12 protein-coding genes and 1 riboswitch are annotated in these 18,228 nt (G+C 60.1%); of the genes, 6 read left to right on the plus strand and 6 right to left on the minus strand.

Going from position 1 to position 18,228, the window contains the following annotated elements:
- Positions 1–2: 2 nt before the first annotated feature.
- Positions 3–1,859, minus strand: a complete 1,857-nt coding sequence (locus BCM02_RS12505; protein WP_148929432.1) for a cache domain-containing sensor histidine kinase — start codon at positions 1,857–1,859, stop codon at positions 3–5.
- A 231-nt stretch (positions 1,860–2,090) separates the two neighbouring features.
- Here BCM02_RS12505 and BCM02_RS12510 point away from each other — a divergent pair, with 231 nt between their 5' ends.
- From BCM02_RS12510 to BCM02_RS12520, 3 genes are all read left to right on the plus strand, one after another.
- Entirely contained in the window at positions 2,091–2,972 is an 882-nt protein-coding gene (locus tag BCM02_RS12510; RefSeq protein WP_148929433.1) for a carbohydrate ABC transporter permease, read from the plus strand.
- Positions 2,939–3,799, plus strand: coding sequence for a carbohydrate ABC transporter permease (locus BCM02_RS12515; protein WP_148929434.1), 861 nt, complete (start codon positions 2,939–2,941; stop codon positions 3,797–3,799). Before BCM02_RS12510 ends, BCM02_RS12515 begins: the two co-directional genes overlap by 34 nt.
- A 125-nt stretch (positions 3,800–3,924) precedes the next feature.
- Positions 3,925–5,259: an ABC transporter substrate-binding protein gene (locus BCM02_RS12520; RefSeq protein ID WP_148929435.1), complete on the plus strand. Its 1,335-nt coding sequence runs from the start codon at positions 3,925–3,927 to the stop codon at positions 5,257–5,259.
- A gap of 204 nt (positions 5,260–5,463) precedes the next feature.
- Here BCM02_RS12520 and BCM02_RS12525 read toward each other — a convergent pair whose 3' ends face one another.
- On the minus strand, positions 5,464–6,849 hold the full coding sequence (locus BCM02_RS12525) for an MATE family efflux transporter (protein WP_246183350.1): 1,386 nt from the start codon (positions 6,847–6,849) through the stop codon (positions 5,464–5,466).
- Between the two features lie 306 nt (positions 6,850–7,155).
- A riboswitch (cyclic di-GMP riboswitch) is annotated at positions 7,156–7,246 on the plus strand.
- A gap of 145 nt (positions 7,247–7,391) precedes the next feature.
- On the opposite strand from BCM02_RS12525, the gene BCM02_RS12530 reads away from it, so the two are divergent.
- Positions 7,392–9,758 carry a putative bifunctional diguanylate cyclase/phosphodiesterase gene (locus BCM02_RS12530; protein ID WP_148929436.1) on the plus strand — a complete coding sequence of 789 codons (2,367 nt, stop codon included), beginning with the start codon at positions 7,392–7,394 and terminating at the stop codon, positions 9,756–9,758.
- Positions 9,759–9,924: 166 nt separating this feature from the next.
- Here BCM02_RS12530 and BCM02_RS12535 read toward each other — a convergent pair whose 3' ends face one another.
- Entirely contained in the window at positions 9,925–11,424 is a 1,500-nt protein-coding gene (locus tag BCM02_RS12535) for a methyl-accepting chemotaxis protein (RefSeq protein WP_187434180.1), read from the minus strand.
- A 215-nt stretch (positions 11,425–11,639) separates the two neighbouring features.
- Here BCM02_RS12535 and BCM02_RS12540 point away from each other — a divergent pair, with 215 nt between their 5' ends.
- The gene (locus BCM02_RS12540) at positions 11,640–13,985 is read left to right on the plus strand and encodes a helicase C-terminal domain-containing protein (RefSeq protein ID WP_148929438.1); all 2,346 of its coding nucleotides are present in this window, start codon (positions 11,640–11,642) and stop codon (positions 13,983–13,985) included.
- Here BCM02_RS12540 and BCM02_RS12545 read toward each other — a convergent pair.
- From BCM02_RS12545 to BCM02_RS12555, 3 genes are read right to left on the minus strand one after another with little or no spacing between them, the layout of a single operon-like run.
- On the minus strand, positions 13,976–14,242 hold the full coding sequence (locus BCM02_RS12545; protein ID WP_148929439.1) for a hypothetical protein: 267 nt from the start codon (positions 14,240–14,242) through the stop codon (positions 13,976–13,978). The genes BCM02_RS12540 and BCM02_RS12545 overlap by 10 nt on opposite strands.
- Before the next feature lie 56 nt (positions 14,243–14,298).
- Entirely contained in the window at positions 14,299–15,021 is a 723-nt protein-coding gene (locus BCM02_RS12550; protein ID WP_148929440.1) for an amino acid ABC transporter ATP-binding protein, read from the minus strand.
- The gene (locus BCM02_RS12555; protein WP_246183351.1) at positions 15,014–16,519 is read right to left on the minus strand and encodes an ABC transporter substrate-binding protein/permease; all 1,506 of its coding nucleotides are present in this window, start codon (positions 16,517–16,519) and stop codon (positions 15,014–15,016) included. Before BCM02_RS12555 ends, BCM02_RS12550 begins: the two co-directional genes overlap by 8 nt.
- Positions 16,520–17,100: 581 nt before the next feature.
- On the opposite strand from BCM02_RS12555, the gene BCM02_RS12560 reads away from it, so the two are divergent.
- Positions 17,101–18,087 carry a LacI family DNA-binding transcriptional regulator gene (locus tag BCM02_RS12560; RefSeq protein WP_148929441.1) on the plus strand — a complete coding sequence of 329 codons (987 nt, stop codon included), beginning with the start codon at positions 17,101–17,103 and terminating at the stop codon, positions 18,085–18,087.
- Positions 18,088–18,228: the final 141 nt, after the last annotated feature.

Below are 18,228 nucleotides of genomic sequence, written 5' to 3' on the forward strand. Positions count from 1 at the left end.
GGTTACAGCACGGCTCCTTCCTCGAGCGGAATATGCATCAGAACGCCCAGGCCGTGCGGATGCGCCGCATACAGCTCCAGGGTGGACGACGGATGAAAATGCAGCCGCAGCCGCGACAGCACGTTGCGCAGGCCAATCCCGCCTTCGTCGATATGCGCCACGGCGCCGCCCTGCGTCAGCGGCTGGTCGCCGGCGGCGAGCGCCTGCGCGGCCGCATCCAGCTGGGCTTCGGTCATGCCCTTGCCGTTGTCCTCGATCCGGATGGACAAGCTGCCGTCCGGGAGCAGCTCGCTGACGAGCAGCAGCCGCGCCGGCTCCGCTTCGGAGGGCACGAAGCCGTGCTTGAAGAAGTTCTCGACGATCGGCTGCAAAATCATTTTCGGCACGAACACGCCCTTGGTGCGCGGATCGATGCGCAGCGTCGCTTCGAGCCCGGTATCGAACCGCTGTTTCTGCAGATCGAGGTACGCCTGCACGTACTCGAACTCCCTGGACAGCTCGACGACGGCGCTCTCGGTGCTCATCTGGTAGCGCATCATTTTGCCGAGCGAGGTGAGCAGGGAATACACCTGCATGTCCTTGTGCTGCAGCGCCACGGTGCCGATCGATTGCATCGCGTTGTACAGGAAATGCGGGTTCACCTGCGCCTGCAGCGCCTTCAGCTGATTCGTCTTGCTGGCGATCTCGAGCCGGTATTCCTTCAGAATCAGGTTGTTGATCGTCTGCATCATCGAGCGGAAGCGCCGGGCGAGCAAGCCGATCTCGTCGTTGCTCTGGATATCGATGTTGACGTTCAGATGGCCGGTCTCGATCTTGTTCACGTAGCCGATCAGCCGCTGCAGCGGACGCGTGATGCGCAGCGAGACGTAGAGCGTCGCGAGCACCGCGATCGCCAGGAAGCCGATGCTGACGCCGGCGTTGATGCGCGCGATATTGCCGGCCCGCTCGTACAGATGCGTATAGGGCGACAGCTTGACCAGGTACCAATCCATGTAATCGGTCTGGATGCGGTCGTAGAAAATCATTCCTTTGAAGTCGCTGCTCTTCTGGTCGATATAGCCGCTGTCCGAGTCGGCGCGGCGGACCTTGGTGAACCACTCCAGCACCTCTTCCTGCTTGGCCTCCTGCGAAGCGAGCACCACCCGGCCGGACTTGTCGACGATGTAGAGCCGTTCGGCCTCGTCGTACAGCTGCCGGTTCAAATCCTGGAGCACGGACAGCTTCACGTCGATCGACAGCCGGGCGAGCAGCTCGTCGCTGGGCGCGCGGAAGATCGGCCGATGCAGGGTGAATACGGGTTCCTCGGGCTGCGACGTCTTGAAGGTCAAGCCGTACAGATGGCTCAGATGCGTCGGCTCGATGGACGTTTTGCCCGTATATTCGGCGTCGCGGGGCGGCTTCTCGGTCTGCCCGACCTTCATGTCGCTGTTGCGCAGCAGGTAAGTCGCGTTCGTCTTCACCACGTACAGCCGCACCTGATGGAACTCCTGCACGCTTTGATAAATGTTGTACAGATGGTCCTTCAGCAAATTCCGGTTGCGGATGACGTCGGTCAAATCGTTGGGGAACACCTCGTCCTCCATGTCATGCTCGAGCAGGTAATACAGCGAGCGCGGCACGTTCATGGCGTTGTAGACGGCGAGCGATTTCTGGTTGATGTTGTTCATGTAGTTGACGATGTTCGTCTTGCCGAGCGACAGCAGCCGGGTGTTCATGGCGACGGATTCTTCCGTCACCGACGACTTGGTCGCGTTGTAGGAGATGATCATGGAGGTCGTGATCGGCAGTATGGTTGCCGCGAGCAGCAGCAGCATGAGCCGGTTGCGAATCGTATTTTTAAAAGGAACAAAGCCGGACATAGACGGGTCGACCACACCTTTCCTTCGCTTCGAATGCGCTTACATTTCGCGAAGCATGCACCGGCCGTCCGCTTTGCGCCGCTGCTGCTTCAATTGGTTAAACAGTAACCGATCCGGCGTCGGAGGTCAATATATTCCACCTAGCTGTTCATCATCCTCAGTGTGCCGGGCGCGCGGCGGATTTTATACTAGAGTCAGATAGAGCGTATAAGGGGAGGGGAATCGCGCGTTATGGTGAAACGCAAACAATGGAGCGAATGGATGCAGCAGACCGTCTTCGTCGGACCGGGTCTCCTGTTCTTCGCCCTCATTATTTTACTGCCGTTTTTTATGGGCTTTTACTACACGTTCACGAATTGGGACGGGGTCGATAAGGCCGATTGGGTCGGCCTGGACAATTTGACGCGCGTCTTCACGGACGATGAACGGTTCTGGTCGTCCTTCTGGTTCACGTCCAAATTCACGGTAGCCGCCGTCGTAACGACGAATCTGATCGCGTTCGGACTGGCGCTGCTGCTGACCCGCAACTTGAAGCTGAAGGGCGTCCTTCGGACGATTTTCTTCCTGCCGAACGTCATCGGGGGATTGCTGCTCGGCTACATCTGGTATTTCATCTTCGTGCGCGGCTTCTCGTCGATCGGCGAAAGCACGGGGATCGGATTCTTCGAACTGCCTTGGCTCGGGACCCCGGCGACCGGATTCTGGGGCATCGTCATCGTGTTCGTCTGGCAGACGGCCGGCTACATGATGCTCATCTATGTCGCGGCGATTCTCAACGTGCCGAAGGAACTCATGGAAGCGGCCCGGATCGACGGCGCGAGCGGCTGGCGCATTCTGCTTAGCGTCACGATGCCGCTCATCATGCCGGCCATCACGATCTGCTTGTTCCTGACGACGTCGAACGCGTTCAAAATGTTCGATCTCAATCTGGCGCTGACCGGCGGCGGTCCGGGCAACGCAACGGAATCGATCGCCCTCAACATTTACAAGGAAAGCTTGACGAACGGCCGCTACGGCCTCGGCACGGCGAAGGCGATGATCTTCTTCTTCGCGGTCGCGCTCATCACGCTGCTCCAAGTATGGACAACGAAGAAACGGGAGGTGGAAGCATAGTGGAGGAGAAATACGCGAAACGCACGTTCGGCCTGGAGCTGCTCGGCATTGTGCTTGCCCTCGTTTTCTTGGCGCCGTTCTATTTTCTGCTGAACAACTCGTTCAAGAAGCTGCCGGAAATTCTGCTCAACGCGGCCAAGCTGCCGGAGGCGTTCAGCCTGGACAACTTCCGCCGCGCTTGGGTCGCGATCGACTTTCCGACCGTGCTGATGCACTCCGTCGTGGTGACGGGCCTCAGCGTGCTGGCGCTCGTCATCGTCAGCTCGATGACCGCCTACCGGCTTGTTCGCCGGCCGACGCTGTTCAACAAAGTGCTGTTCAACGTGCTGGTCGCCGCGATGATCATCCCGTTCCAATCGATCATGCTGCCGCTCATGAAAGTGACCGCGATGTTCGAGCTGCGGGGCGAGCTGTACGGCATCGTCATTTGTTACCTCGGCTTCGGCCTTCCGCTCTCGATGTTCCTGTACCACGGCTTCATCAAGTCCGTGCCGCTGGAGATCGAGGAGGCGGCCGTGGTCGACGGATGCACGCCGTACGGCGTGTTCGGACGCATCGTGTTTCCGCTGCTGAAGCCGATCACGATGACGGTTATTATTTTGAACGTTCTGTGGATTTGGAACGATTATCTGCTGCCGGTGCTCGTCATCAACGACTCGTATACGACGATTCCGCTTGCCGTGCAGAAGTTTTTCGGGCAGTATTTACGGAAATGGGATTTGGCGATGGCGGCGCTGACGTTGTCCACCATTCCGGTCGTCGCGTTCTTCCTACTGCTGCAGAAACATATCATCGCGGGCATCACGGCCGGTTCGGTCAAGGGGTAAGACACGAGGTGTTCAACATTTTCCACCTCAACCGTTCAATTTTCTCGGTGTCGGCGTGAAGCGCTTCCAACTTATAATGACGATGTAATCACGGATTCGCACTGATGATTAGGAGGGTTTATCGGATGAAAAAGGGGATCACGATGCTGCTGACCGCGGCGCTGTTCGTTGTATTGGCAGGCTGCGGCAACGGCAACAATGGCGGCAACGCAGGCAACAACCAGGCGAGCACAGCAGGCAATACAGAGACGAACGCCGGCCAGACGAACGCGGAGAAGCCGGAAGAGCCGAAGAAAGAGAACGTCACGATCAAAGTATTCCAGTTCAAGGTCGAAATCGCGGACGCGCTGCAAAAATTGGCCGAGGCGTACGAGCAGGAAACCGGCGTGAAGGTCGAAGTCGAGACGCACGGCGGCGGCGAAGACTACAGCGCGCTGCTCAAAGCGGAACTGGCGGCGGGCGAAGAGCCTGAAATCTTCAACTCCGCGGGCTGGGCGGGCTTCGATCCTTACGTGGATCGCGCATCCGACCTGAGCGGCGAAGCATGGGCGAAGGACCTTGTGGAAGCGTCCAAAGCGCAAATCTCGCGCGACGGCAAGCTGCTCGGCATGCCGATGAACTTGGAAGCTTACGGCTTCACGTATAACAAAGATTTGTTCGCTCAAGCGGGCATTACGGCGCTGCCGCAAACGCTCGACGAGCTGGAAGCAGCCGCGAAGAAATTGCAGGACAAGGGCATCACGCCGTTCGCGCTGACGAGCGAGTGGTGGTCGATGGGCATTCACACGCTGAACATCGCGCTGGCGAACCATGAAGATCCGGCGACGTTCATCGAGGACGTGAAAGCGGGCAAGGCGACGTTCAAAGACGAACCGGTCATGAAGGACTGGCTCCGACTGGTCGACATCATGTTCGCGAACGGCCAGAAGAACGCGCTGACGACGGACTACAACACGCAAGTGGCGGAGTTCGCGGCAGGCAAATACGCCATCATTCAGCACGGCAACTGGATCCAAGGCATGGTGGACGAAGTGAATCCGGAACTGAACCTCGGCATGATGCCGGTTCCGCTCGGCGCGAAGCCGTACACGTTCACGGGCGTGCCGAACAACTGGATCGTCAACAACAAGTCCGCTCACGCGGAAGAAGCGAAAGCGTTCCTGAACTGGATGGTGTCCTCCGAGACGGGCAAGAAATACATCGCGACGGACTTCAAATTCATCCCGGCCGTATCGACGATCGCGCCGGACACGGCGGCCATCGGCAAAATCGGCGGCGACTTCGCGACCTTCTCGCAAGAGCATGCGGATCAAGTCAAAGGCTGGAACTGGGACCGCTTCCCGGACGGCATCACGCAGCAATGGGGCTCCGCGATGCAGGAGTATCTCGGCAAGCAAATCAGCGGCGACGAGCTGCTCGGCAAGCTGGACAAAGCCGTGGCGGATATCGTCAAACGTTAATATCGCATTTGCGGCACGGCATTCCTCGGGGATGCCGTGTTTTTTTGCATGGCGGGTTCCGCATCGGAGGCGATGACCGATAGCCCGGCAGATTTGGGCGAATGGATTTTTGCTTCTATAATATATAGTCCAACGCACAACAATAGGGCTGGCACGCGTCATGATGATGACGCAGGCCAGCCCTTTGCGCTGTCTCTAATGAAGTTAATGCGCCGCGACGGTCGTATCCGAAGCGCCGGGCTCGACGAGCGAACGGCTCTCCCAACGGCGGCTACGCCAGCGCGCCCACATGATGACGGCGCGCAGCCATTCGTCCGCGGCGATGGCGAGCCAGATGCCGACCAAGCCGAGATCGAGCTGGAATACGAGCAGATAGCCGAGCGGCAGGCTCATGAGCACCATCGAGATGAAGCCCATGTAGACCGTGAACTTCGCGTCGCCGGCCGCGCGCAGCGCGTTGACGAGCACGAGGTTGCCGGCGCGGCCGGTCTCCAGCACGATGCTGATGAGAATGACTTGCGCGACGATCGCGACGATGTTCGGATTGTCGGTGAACAGTCCGGCGAGCGGGTAACGGAACAGCATGGCCAGCACGTCGACGAGGACCGTAATGCCGACGCTCCACGTCACGCTGGTCACCACCCGGCGGAACGCGAGCTCCTTCTGCTTGGCGCCGACCAGCCGGCCGACGATAATCGCCGTGCCCATGCCGATCGCCGCGCTGAACAGATACACATATTGCGAGATCGAATTCGCATATTGGCGGGCGGCCAGCGCTTCCGATCCGAGGTACGTCACATAATAGAGGAAGACCGTTTGGCAGGCGTGGTACGTCACCTGTTCAAGCGCGGATGGAATGCCGATCCGCAGGATCTTCTGAATATATTCCTTCGTGAAGGTCAGATAATAACGGAAGGCGATGCGCACTTCCATGACCCGGTATAGCAGCCAGAGGAAGACAAGGAACGCGACGCCGCGGCTAATGACGGTCGAGACGGCCGCGCCGGCCACGCCCATCTCCGGGAAGCCGAGGTTGCCGAAAATCAGCGCATAGTTCAGCCCGATATGAAGCACGTTCATACCGAGCGCGACATACATCGATTCCTTCGTAAATCCGTAGGTGCGGATGAGGCTTGCGAACACGTTAATGAGCGCCTGGATGAAGAGAAAGCCGCCGACGATGCTCATATACGTTTTGGCATAATCGAGCACTTGGCCGTGCAAGTTCATTTCCCCGAGAATCATATTGCCGAAGATCAGCAGCGCGCCGCTAACGGCCAGACCGAGAATCAGGTTAAGCGTGATCGCCAGGCCGGCGATCTTCGACGCTTCGAGCATCCGCCTTGCCCCGATATACTGGGCCACGACGATGGCCGCCCCGTTGCTGACGACTTCCATAATGAGAATACATATAAATAAGTACTGATTGACGACCCCGACCGCGGAGACCGCATCATCGGACACAACGCTGAGCATGAGGGTATCGGCGGTACCCATCAGCATAAACAGCGAAATCTCTAAAAAGATCGGCCACGTCAATTTATAGAGGCTAAGCCCTTTGCCGCCGTCGGCTTGTGCTTCGGTTGACAATGTAAACCACCTGCGCTTTCGTTCCTTTTTTGCAATGGGGCTATCGTAACATAGACCTATTAGCTTTGCATCAACTTCGTGTTAAAAATAAGTGAGCAGCTTTCGCTTTTTTCATGGCAGCGTTGCCATATTCGCCAAGGGCAATTTTTGGGCTTAAACAGTGTGCGAAATGCCTTGCGTGGCGGTACATCATGGAGCGATTTGTCACTCCGCACAAACTTAGCCAAATGGTGGGAATGACGGTTTTTGAGGGCATCCGGGGTAGACGATCTTAGGCAGAACGTCCTATAATGATGCTAAACAACATCATGTTCAGGGCAAACCGCGCCGAAAGGGCGGGACGCAAAACTATAGGGGCTTACCGGAGCTTGTCTCCCGTTGCCAGCCAGCTGCCGCGTATGAAGAAGAACCCGCGGAGGTTCTTTTTTTCTGCCCCCGACAGTTGACCCTCTAATGCGTTAAAGCCATCGTCCCTATCCATCATCAAGCTGCGGTATTAGCAAAGAACTTCTCAGACTATCAACGACGTGGAGCTGACTCCGATGCCCTTGTGGATTATTTCCTTATTATTCACTCTCCTTCCCAGCTATTTGCTGTTCTATATGGGAGCCGAAATTTATTGGCGCAACCCGCGGCATCGGCTGCATCAGCTGACGATGGCGTTGATGTTCACGCTCGGGTTGATGCTTGTCCTCCAGTTCGCGATCAATCATTTCCTCTCGTTGTCGGCCAGCGAGCTGGCGGTTCGGCTTCGGTTTACGATGGCCTTCCTGACGATGGGCTTCGCGCTGCTGTTCTTTCGCCATCTGACCTCGGACGGCAAGGCGACGAAGACAGGCCTGGCGCTCGCGCTCGTTCCGTTCGTCTGCGCGGCGGCTTCCTTCCACTCTTACTTCTTGAACGATGTTCGGCTGGAGGTTCGCGGCGTTCACCGGCTGGATGAGTTCGGCTCGGTCTACGGCGTGCTGCTCGGCATCGCGATCTCGTATACGTTCATCGGCGTCGTCTTCATGCTCGTACGCAAAATCATGTTTGCCAACTCTCGCCGGGCGACCGAGCTCAAGCGAATCAGCTCGATCCTGTGGGGAACGCTGTTCACCGTGCTCGCGGTCATCGTGGCCGTAGGCATCAATTTCGTGCTTCGTTCCAAAGGCGTGTACACGTTCAATTTCCTTCCGACCGGTTGCGTCATCATCTGGGCGTTCGCGCTCCGTTACGCGATGGTCAATCACGACTTTCTGGCCGCGACGGGGAGAAGATACGAGCTCTTGTTCAAACTTTCCCATCACGGCATCGTCCTGCTCGATCATCAATGCCGGGTCGTCGAGGCGAACGCTTCGTTCGCGAAGCTGATCGGCCTTGCCCCCGGCGAGAACGCGCACGGTATTCGCTTCTCGGGGCTGCTGCGCGCAGACGAACGAGAGACGTTCGAAGAAGCGTACCGCGAAGCGAGCACGACGCTTACGCCCCTGCACCTGGAGCTGGTGCTGAACGGGATGAACGGGCAGACGCGGGTCGTGGAGGCGCACAGCGATTATATCGAGATCGACGGAAGCTTGTACGCGTTTCTGCTCGCGCGCGACATGACGCAGCAGAAGGAGGACGAAGAACGGCTCGCCCAGCTCGCTTACGAGGACGAGCTTACGGGGCTGGGCAATCGCCGGCACTTCTCGGACCGCATTCGGGAAGATCTGGCCCAAGGGCTGGAGCTGGGCGTCATGCTGCTCGATCTCGACCAATTCAAATGGGTGAACGATACGCTTGGCCACTCGGCCGGCGACGCGATGCTGCAGCAGGTGGCGGGCAAGCTTCGGACCGCTTCCGGGGGCTTCGTGGCCCGGCTCGGCGGCGACGAGTTCGGCGTGCTCGTACACGGCGGGCGGGACGAGGTGCTGCGTCAGGCGGAGGCGATAATCGCCGCCATGAAGGAGCCCGTCATGCTGGGCGGCAAGTCGTACGCGATTACCGCGAGCATCGGCATCAGTCTGGCGCCGGAGGACGGCCACGATAACGAGACGCTGCTGCGCGGCGCGGATACGGCGATGTACGTGGCGAAGAACGGCGGCCGCAACCAATATTATCTGTTCCAGCCGCAATTGAAGACCAACGCCGACAACTACATGACGCTCGTGAGCGGTTTGACGACCGCGCTCGAGAAGGGGGAACTGCAGCTTCACTTCCAGCCGCAGATCGATCTTCCCTCCGAGCGCGTATATGGCGCCGAGGCGCTGCTGCGCTGGACTTCGCAGGAACTGGGCGCGGTTCCGCCCGGCGTCTTCATTCCGATCGCGGAAGCGAACGGGCTGATCGTGCCGATCGGCCGCTGGGTGCTCGAGGAGGCGATCCGGCAGGCGAAGCATTGGGTCGATCAGGGCTGCGAAGAATTCGTCGTCTCCGTCAACCTCTCCGCGATTCAGCTGCGGGACGCGGAGCTGGCCGGGCAAGTCGCGGGGCTCTTGGATAGACACGGCTTGCCGCCGCGCAATCTTTGCCTCGAGATCACGGAGAGCACGGCGATCGCCGATGTGGAGACGTCGTACCAAATTTGCACGGCGCTCGGCGAGATGGGCGTGAAGCTGGCCATCGACGATTTCGGCACGGGGTATTCCTCGCTGGCGGTTCTGGGACGGTTCCCGTTCGACTTCATCAAGATCGACCGTTCCCTCGTCGAGGAGATCGTCACGAACAAGAAGGATCTGGCGGTCATCCGCTCGGTCGTCGCGCTCGCGCGCGATCTGGGGCTGCAGGTCGTCGCCGAAGGCGTCGAGACGGCGGCGCAGCACGAGATGCTGCGCGGGCTGGGCTGTCATGAAGGACAAGGCTACCTGTACGGCCGGCCGATGAGCGGCCGCGACATGGACGACTATTTGAAGCGCAAAGGCGGCTGCGGGCAGGCGGGCACGGCTTAAGCGGGAAGAAGCTGGATTTCCGGGTGTTCGGGAATTCTCGTTGGTATCTCCCCCTAACGAGCATGGCGCTTCCGGGTATCGCCCAATATGGGCAGAGAAGCAAAGAAAGAGGGCGCCGCGTGGCGTCCTCTTCTCGTTGTTCTCGTATGCTGCGGCGTTGGCGCGCTTAAGATGCGGCGTCCTTTTTCGCTTGGTACAAGCTCATCAAATGCTGGACCTCGCCGCGGCTCTCGCGAATGTCCGTCGTGATTTCCTGCTGATTCGCGCTCTGTTCGCCGACCGTCGCGGACAGTTGATCGAGCGTCGCCGACAACTCTTCGATGAAGGCCGCGAAGTCGGCGGTAGCGGTCTTGACGTGAGCCGATTTTCGGCCGATGGATTGCGTCTGCTCGTGGTTGCTCTTGATGTTCTCCGTCAAGATGCCGACGGCGGCCTCGATCGTGCGGAACGTGCCGCGCGTCTGATCGGTCATTTCGACCGATTGGGTCATCTGATCCACGTTGCGGGACATGAGCTCCTGGACGGAGCGCGTGTCGGACTGAATTTTGCCGATCTTGCTCATCATCTCGTCGGCAAGCGTCGTGCTCTGCGCGGCGAGCGAACGCACTTCCTGCGCGACGATCGCGAATCCGCGGCCGGCTTCGCCCGCGCGCGCCGCCTCGATGCTGGCGTTGAGCGAGAGGATGTTCGTCTGGGCGGAGATGTCGTTGATGGAGCGGATCGAATGCGTCACTTCCGCGATGCTGGCCTGCAGGTTGGACATCTCTTGGTGCATGATCTCGAACGAGCCGCTGAACTGCTGCATCGCGCTGGACAGCGCCTCGACGCGCTCGGATCCGTGCTGGCTCGCCTGCTCGGATTCGGCGGCCTTCTGCTCCAGCATATCCGATTGCTCCACCATCCGGGCGACCATCCGGTTCGTCTCTTCCAGCTCTTCCGTGATGTCGCTGATCGTCTGCGCCTGCACGGTCACGCCGGATGCGATTTCTTGGAAGCCTTGATTGATTTCTTTCATGGATTCGGCGTTGGTGCCGTTTTTGCCGAAAATCCGCTCGATGTTCGCCGACAACGCCGCGGAAGAGGCGCGCAATCGTTCCTCGCGTTCTTTCTCCAGGCGAAGCAGTTCTTCCGTCGCGGAGCGGCTCTCGTCGATATCGGCAAACATCTGGGAGGCGATCTTCTCCTTCAGGAACAAGATGACGCTCACCACCGTGTAGGTCATCAGGTGAATGATGACCGTTCGCGCGGAGCCGTCGAGCATGGGGTCCCCTTGGTGGTACCAAAAGAACGCGCCGTAGATCAGGAAACCGGTCCCGAAGTAGATGAGCATGATGCCTCTGCGCAAATAAATCGATCCGGTCGCGACCAGCATGTACAGCATCATCAGATTGGACATGCTGGCGCTGCGGAACAAGAAGACGGCCACGACGGCGCCCATCAGCACGAGGCCCGCATAAGGGAACAACGTAACGGCGACTTGACGCCGATTCAGCACCATAAGTCCGACCACGATCGAGGTGCTGACCAGCATCATGATTTTGAGCGGCCAGGGATTGCCTAAAGCGAACTGCGCTAATATGCCCATCACGCTCGCGAACATCAGAGCGGCTCCGGCCAGCCTGTTTTTGCGGCGCATGTCGAGCAGCTGCAGCGTATTGATATCCATTGCTTTTCCTCCTTGCGCAAAATAGGGATTACTGCTTGTTATCGGCATTTCGCCCGCGAACGAAGAGATCGTTTTATCGTTAAAATGTTCCGATTCGGCAAGCGGGCTGAACAGTCGCGTCGAAGACATGATACAATGGAGGGAACAAATGTTCCTTGCGGCGGCGCGCGCGGGCGCGGCGGAGAGTGACCGGCCAAAGGAGAAACGGAGGCGACATGACGACGACGGTAGCGATCGCGGTGCGGCCGCTGGTGGAATACGCTTATTCGAGCGGCGATATCGAATCGGGATTTCGGACGGCGACGGCGCTGACCGAAGGGACGAAGGCGCACCAGCGGGTGCAAAGCCGGTATGGCGAACGGGACCAGAAGGAAGTGTACGTGAAGGCCGAGGTCGCTTGCGGGGAGCTGGTCTTCGTCATCGACGGCCGCTGCGACGGCGTGCTCGAGGCCGAGGACGGCGCGATCACGATCGACGAAATCAAATCAACGTCCGGGGATCTCGCGAATATTGCCGAAGACGGCTATCCGGTGCACTGGGCACAGGCATATTGCTACGCCTACATCGTGGCGCGGGAGCGGGGGCTCGCGGCCATCCGGGTGCAGTTGACCTACGTGCAGGTGGACAGCGAGGCGGAGAAGCGGTTCGTCCGAGAACTGGCGCCGGCCGAGTTGGACGCGTTCGTGCGCGAGACGATCGGGCGGTATGCGCCGTATGCCCGCATGCGCGCGGCGCACGAGGCGGCCAGGGACGCGAGCATCCGCGAGCTGCCGTTCCCGTTCCCGGCTTACCGGAGCGGCCAACGCAAATTCGCCGGCGCCGTCTATAAGTCGATCGAAGCGGGTACGAAGCTGTTCGCCAAGGCGCCTACGGGCACGGGCAAAACGATCTCGACGCTCTTCCCGGCCATCAAGGCCGTCGGCGCGGGCGCGCTGCAGCGGCTCTACTATTTGACGGCGAGGACGATTACCCGCACGGCCGCGGAGGAAGCGCTGGCGCTCATGGAGACGAAGGGACTCCGCATGCACGCGGTGACGATCACGGCGAAGGAGAAGGTTTGTTTTCAAGAGGAAGTGCGCTGCTCGCCGGAGCACTGCCCGTACGCGGACGGCTATTACGACCGGGTGAACGGGGCCGTGCTGGACATGCTCGAGCAGGAGACGGTCATGACGCGGACGGTCATCGAGCAGTATGCGCGCAAGCATCGGGTATGCCCGTTCGAGTTCTCGCTCGATGCCGCTTACGCGGCGGACGCGGTCATCTGCGACTACAACTACATCTTCGATCCGCGCGTCAGCCTGAAGCGGCAGTTCGAGGAGCAGAAGCGCAGAACGGCGCTGCTCGTCGACGAGGCGCACAACCTGGTCGACCGCGCGCGGGAGATGTATTCGGCCGAGCTTGAGAAAGGCATGTTCCTTGAGCTGAGCCGGTCATTCAAGACGACGGAGCGCGAGGTCGCCGCGGCGGCGAAGGCGGTGAACGACTACTTGCTCGGGCGGCGCAAGGCGATCGGAGAGCGGCTGACGGAGGTGGAGACGGCGAAGCCGGAGCCGCTGCTGGCGCTCGTCGAATCGTTCTCGGCCGTCGCGGAGCGGCACTTGGCGCGCGGCGGAGGCGAAGACGGAACCGAATCGGGCGCGCAGCTGCTCGATGCGTTCTTCGCGTCGCAGGCGTTCTTGCGCACGGCCAAGCTGTACGACGAGGAGCGGCATGTCACGTATACGGAATGCTTCAAGAGCGAGGTCAAGGTCCGCATGTTCTGTCTTGACCCGTCGCAGCAGCTTCGCCAGATGACGAAGGGCTATCGCTCGCAGATTCTGTTCTCCGCGACCCTCTCGCCGCTGTCGTACTACATGGACATGCTGGGCGGCGGGGAAGAAGATTATTCGGTCGCGATTCCGTCGCCGTTCACGGCCGAGCAGCTGGATGTGCGCCTCGTGCCGCTCTCGACGCGCTATCAGGACCGGGAGCGGACGCGCGAGCCGCTGGCGGAACTGCTGGCGGAGCAGGCGCGGAAGCATGCGGGGAATGGTCTGTTCTTCTTCCCCTCATATGCTTACATGGCGGACATCTACGAACGGTTCGCCGTTCTGCTCGGCCCGCGGATCGAGGAGGGGAAGATCGAAGTCATCGTGCAGCGCACGGCGATGTCGGAGGAGGAGCGGGAGCAATTCTTGGCCAGTTTCGAGGCGGAACGCGGCGTGCCGCTGTTCGGCTTCGCCGTCATGGGCGGTATTTTCTCCGAAGGAGTCGACCTGGTCGGCGACCGGCTGACGCTCGTCGGCATCGTGGGCGTCGGCCTGCCGCAGATCGGGTTCGAGCGCGATCTGCTCAAGGCTCACTTCGACCGCACGCGCGGCAGCGGCTTCGAGTACGCTTACGTCATCCCGGGCATGAACAAGGTGCTGCAAGCGGGAGGACGGCTCATCCGCTCGGAGGACGACCGCGGCACGCTGCTGCTCATCGACGACCGGTATCGCCAGACGCAGTACCGCCGGCTGCTGCCGGAGGAGTGGCGGCAAGGCGGCGAGGATGCGGGGGAGTGGGCGTATTACCGGTAGGCGCTTGCCCCCGCGGCCGGGCGCTTGCCGGCTTGCGCGCGCAGCTTCCGGCGAGCGGTGCCGACCGCGCGCCGGCGGTCAGAGCTCGCGGATAGCGCGTACGTATCGGGAACGGGAAGGAAGGCGGAGGCTCGTGTCGGAACAGCGGGAGCGGGCTTGATCCGAACCGGACGGCCTAGTCGGTCAGTCTTCGTCTCCCAGAGACGGTTCGACTGCCGTCCCCAGGCCGGATTCGAACGCAGCCTACCGCCTAGCACGCAAAGAAGCCGCCGGCTGATGCCGGCGGCTTCTTTGCAATGCCCCTATGAATGCGTTACAGCACCTGCTCGAGGAAACGCGCGGCGCGTTCGCTCTGCGGGCTTGCGAAGAACGTCTCCGGGTCGGCGCGCTCGATGAGTCGGCCGGCATCGAGGAAGTAGATCGTGTCCGATGCCTCGCGCGCAAACTTCATCTCGTGCGTGACGATCAGCATCGTCATGCCGGAGGAAGCCAGATCGCGAATAACCGCGAGCACTTCCTTGACCATCTCCGGGTCGAGCGCCGAGGTCGGCTCGTCGAACAGCATGATGTCCGGGTCCATCGCGAGCGAGCGGGCGATCGCCACGCGCTGCTTCTGGCCGCCGGAGAGCTTCGACGGATAAACGTCGGCTTTCTCCGCGAGACCGACGCGCTCTAGCAGCTGTAGGCCTTTGGCGCGCGCTTCTTCCTTGCTCAGCCCCTTCACGCGCGTCGGCGCGAAGGTGATGTTGTCGATGACCGTCATGTGAGGGAACAGGTGAAAATGCTGGAACACCATGCCGATCCGCTGGCGAACTAGGCCCATGTCGGTCTTCGGATCGGTCAGCACGGTGCCGTCGATCGTAATGGAGCCGCCCGTCGGCGTCTCCAGCAGGTTGAGGCAGCGCAGGAAGGTCGATTTGCCCGAGCCGGACGGCCCGATGATGGCGACGACCTCGCCGCGATCCACCGTGGTCGATATATCGTGAAGGACGGCGTTCTTCCCGTAGGATTTGTTTAGATGCTCGACTTTAATCACTGCGGCGCATCCTCCTTTCAAGCAGCCCGGCCAGCGACGTCAGCGTCAGCACGAGCACGTAGTAGATGGCGCCGACGAGCAGCAATGCCTCGAACGCCTTGAACGTATTGGCCTGCACGACATTCGCGCGGCGCATCAGATCGGCGACGCCGATGATCGAGACGAGCGACGATTCCTTCACGAGCGCCACGCATTCGTTGACGAGCGCCGGGAGGATGTTCTTCACCGCCTGCGGGAAAATGATGCTGATCATCATCGTCTTGTACGGGATGCCGAGGGCGATCGCGGCTTCGCGCTGCCCTTTGTCCACGGCCATGATGCCGCCGCGTATCGTCTCGGACAAGTAAGCGGCCGAGTTGAGGCCGAACGCAAGACCGGCCGCCATAAGCGGCGAGATGTCATAGTTGAACAGCTGCGGCGTCCCGTAGTAAATCAGGAATAGCTGCAGCAGGAGCGGCGTGCCGCGAAAGATCGACGTGTACACGGTCGCGAACCAGCGCAGCGGCGCGATCGACGAGATTTTGAACAGCGACAGAATGCCGCCCCAGATGAAGCCGAACACGGCGGAGACGAGCGTGAATAGCAGCGTGACGAAGATGCCTTTGAAAATATAGCCGACATAGCCGTTCAGCACGCTGAAATCGATGCCCTTCTTCGTGCTCTTCACGCCGGACTTCGTATTGAACCACTTATCGACGAGCGTCTGCAGCTCGCCGCTGTCTTTCATCTTCTGCAGCTCGGCGTTGAACGCCGGAATCAGCTCCGAGCCCTTGGGGAAGGCGATCGCATACCCGAGGTCCTCCGGATTCGGCTCGAGCATCGCGAAGCTTAAGTCGGGATTGGCGTCCGTGTAGCCTGCCGCGACCGCGTCTTCGACGATGACCGCATCGAGGCGGCCGGATTTGATCTCTAGAATCAGGTTCGGCAGCTTGTCCAGCTTCTTGATCTCGCCGAGCCCTTCCATCTTCATGACCGCTTCTTCCTGCGTGGAGCCGAGCTGCACGCCGACGCGCTTGCCCTTGAGGGCGTCTTCGGTCGTCAGCCCGCTGTCCTTGAGGGCGACGATCGTGTTGCGCGCGGCATAGTAGGAATCGGAGAAATCGATGCTCTGCTTGCGCTCCTCCGTGACGGACATCGCCGACATGACGAAGTCGACGCGCTCCGTCTGGAGGGCCGCGATCAAGCCGCTGAAGTCCATGCCCGAAATTTCGAGCGTATAACCGAGACGTTCGGTTATCGCCTTGGCGATCTCGACGTCGAGGCCGATAATGTCGCCGCCGTTCTTGGCGTCGACGCTTTCGTAAGGCGGGTAATCGGGCGAGGTGCCCATAATGATCGTTTTGCCGCTATCGGAAGTCGATTCTCCCGCGGCCAAGGCCAGCCCGGCATCGCCGGTCAAGCTCGCAAAAAAGCCGCCAAAGCCCGATCCGCCCGCGATTCCCGTGACGAGAATTAGCGCGGCGAGAGGGGTGACGACCCATTTTAACCATCTGCTCATTGGATTGTCCTCTTCTGTATAAAGTCTGTATAAATATGCGCACTTAGATACTATACCCAAATCGAACGCAACTCTCAACACCGGATAATGTTACCATTTGGTGTCGGCTTTGATAGGGCGCTTTGGTTTTAGTCGAGTGTCGCTTCACTGTATAAAAGCCCGTAACGGCGGGCTTCGATGGTTTTTTCGACAACGTTAAAGGGCTTCAGGCCGACAGCTTGAGCGGCATGCCGAAGCTGTTGGCGTCTATGCGGGAGAGGACGGACGGGCGGCGCGGAACGTCGAACAATGGCGGCGCGGTTCAGACGCATTTTGACAAGCGCAGTGCGGCAGAACTAAAGGGAAACAGGAAAAGGGATATATTTACTCCTTCTCCGAGGGTCGCCTATACTAGCAGCAAGTCATAAATAAATTAAACCGGTTTTATTTTACGCCGCTCCAGCTCCGCTCCTATTCGAACCAGCCCGGATTTTCAGCCGATCTTCCGCCAATGGTTTCGGCCTAAAGTTAAACCGGTTTCATTTAGTTCCGAGCTCTTGAAGCAACGCTCGCTAAATTATTCGCAAGGAGCAATCGCGCTTATGAAAGCCAGCATTTACGATGTAGCCAAACGGGCGGGGCTGTCGGTCGTTACCGTCTCCCGCGTGCTCAACAACGAATCGACCGTCCGGGAGAAAAACCGGCTGAAGGTGCTCGAGGTGATGAGAGAACTGGATTACCATCCGAAGGCGGCGGCGCGCAGCCTGGCGAAGGGGAAGACGAACTTGATCGGCATGATGCTCTCGACGTTGGACGATTCCTTCTTCGACGCCGTCATCAAGGAAATTAGCGACCGCCTCGCGGCCAAAGGGTATTACTTGACGCTGTCAGTCGATTCCGACCTGTCGCCGATGCTGTTCCAGGAGGATCGCGTCGACGGGGTTATCCTGCTCTCGCCGATCAACGAAATCGCGCACATGCGCGAGCTCGACAAGCGCAAAATCCCGTATATTTTGATCGACCACCAGCATCCGGCTCCCTCGGTCTCGAGCATCGTCGTGGATAACTATGCGGGCAGCGTTATGGCCGCGAATCATCTGCTGGCGCTTGGGCACAAGGACATCGCGCATATTACGGGGCCGCCGCTCTTCTTGAGCAGCCGGGAACGGGAGCGAGGCTTCCGGCACGCCATGCGGGAAGCCGGTCTTGCGCCCTTCGCGGTCGTGCCGGGCGAGTTCCAGATCGCCTCCGGCCTCGAGGCCGCAGACCGCTGGCTCGCCGCGGGCCGCCTGCCGACGGCGGTATTCGCCGCCGACGATTACACGGCGATTGGCGTCATCACCGCCCTCCAGGCGGCGGGCGTCCGCGTCCCTCGGGACGTGTCGGTCATCGGCTTCGACGACCAAGTCATCGCTTCTCAATATCGCCCGGCGCTCACCACGATCCGGCAGCCGGCGGAGCACATCGGCCGGCAGGCGGTGGATATCATGCTCGCCACGCTCCAGGGCGAGCTCCCGACTCCGGCGAAGGTCGAGCTCAAGCCGGAGCTCGTCGTCCGCGCGTCGACGGCGAAGCCGAGGGGGGAGTAGGGGGATGTCGTCAGGTTAAGAGAATGCGGTTGGTGTGGGCTTTTCACTCGCTGTTGTCTTCGAAAGTCAAACGGCTGCTCTTTCACCCGTCCCGACGCGCTTAACCAGTGAAAGTGAGCCTTGTCCGTCAGGACAAAAGCG

It is taken from the genome of Paenibacillus methanolicus (assembly GCF_008124765.1).
Lineage (GTDB): Bacteria > Bacillota > Bacilli > Paenibacillales > Paenibacillaceae > Paenibacillus_Z > Paenibacillus_Z methanolicus.

Coding starts and splice junctions, on each gene's coding strand:
- BCM02_RS12505 (WP_148929432.1), bottom strand. CDS start 1,859: ATGTCCGGCTTTGTTCCTTTTAAAAATACGATTCGCAACCGGCTCATG.
- BCM02_RS12510 (WP_148929433.1), top strand. CDS start 2,091: ATGGTGAAACGCAAACAATGGAGCGAATGGATGCAGCAGACCGTCTTC.
- BCM02_RS12515 (WP_148929434.1), top strand. CDS start 2,939: ATGGACAACGAAGAAACGGGAGGTGGAAGCATAGTGGAGGAGAAATAC.
- BCM02_RS12520 (WP_148929435.1), top strand. CDS start 3,925: ATGAAAAAGGGGATCACGATGCTGCTGACCGCGGCGCTGTTCGTTGTA.
- BCM02_RS12530 (WP_148929436.1), top strand. CDS start 7,392: ATGCCCTTGTGGATTATTTCCTTATTATTCACTCTCCTTCCCAGCTAT.
- BCM02_RS12535 (WP_187434180.1), bottom strand. CDS start 11,424: ATGGATATCAATACGCTGCAGCTGCTCGACATGCGCCGCAAAAACAGG.
- BCM02_RS12540 (WP_148929438.1), top strand. CDS start 11,640: ATGACGACGACGGTAGCGATCGCGGTGCGGCCGCTGGTGGAATACGCT.
- BCM02_RS12555 (WP_246183351.1), bottom strand. CDS start 16,519: ATGAGCAGATGGTTAAAATGGGTCGTCACCCCTCTCGCCGCGCTAATT.
- BCM02_RS12560 (WP_148929441.1), top strand. CDS start 17,101: ATGAAAGCCAGCATTTACGATGTAGCCAAACGGGCGGGGCTGTCGGTC.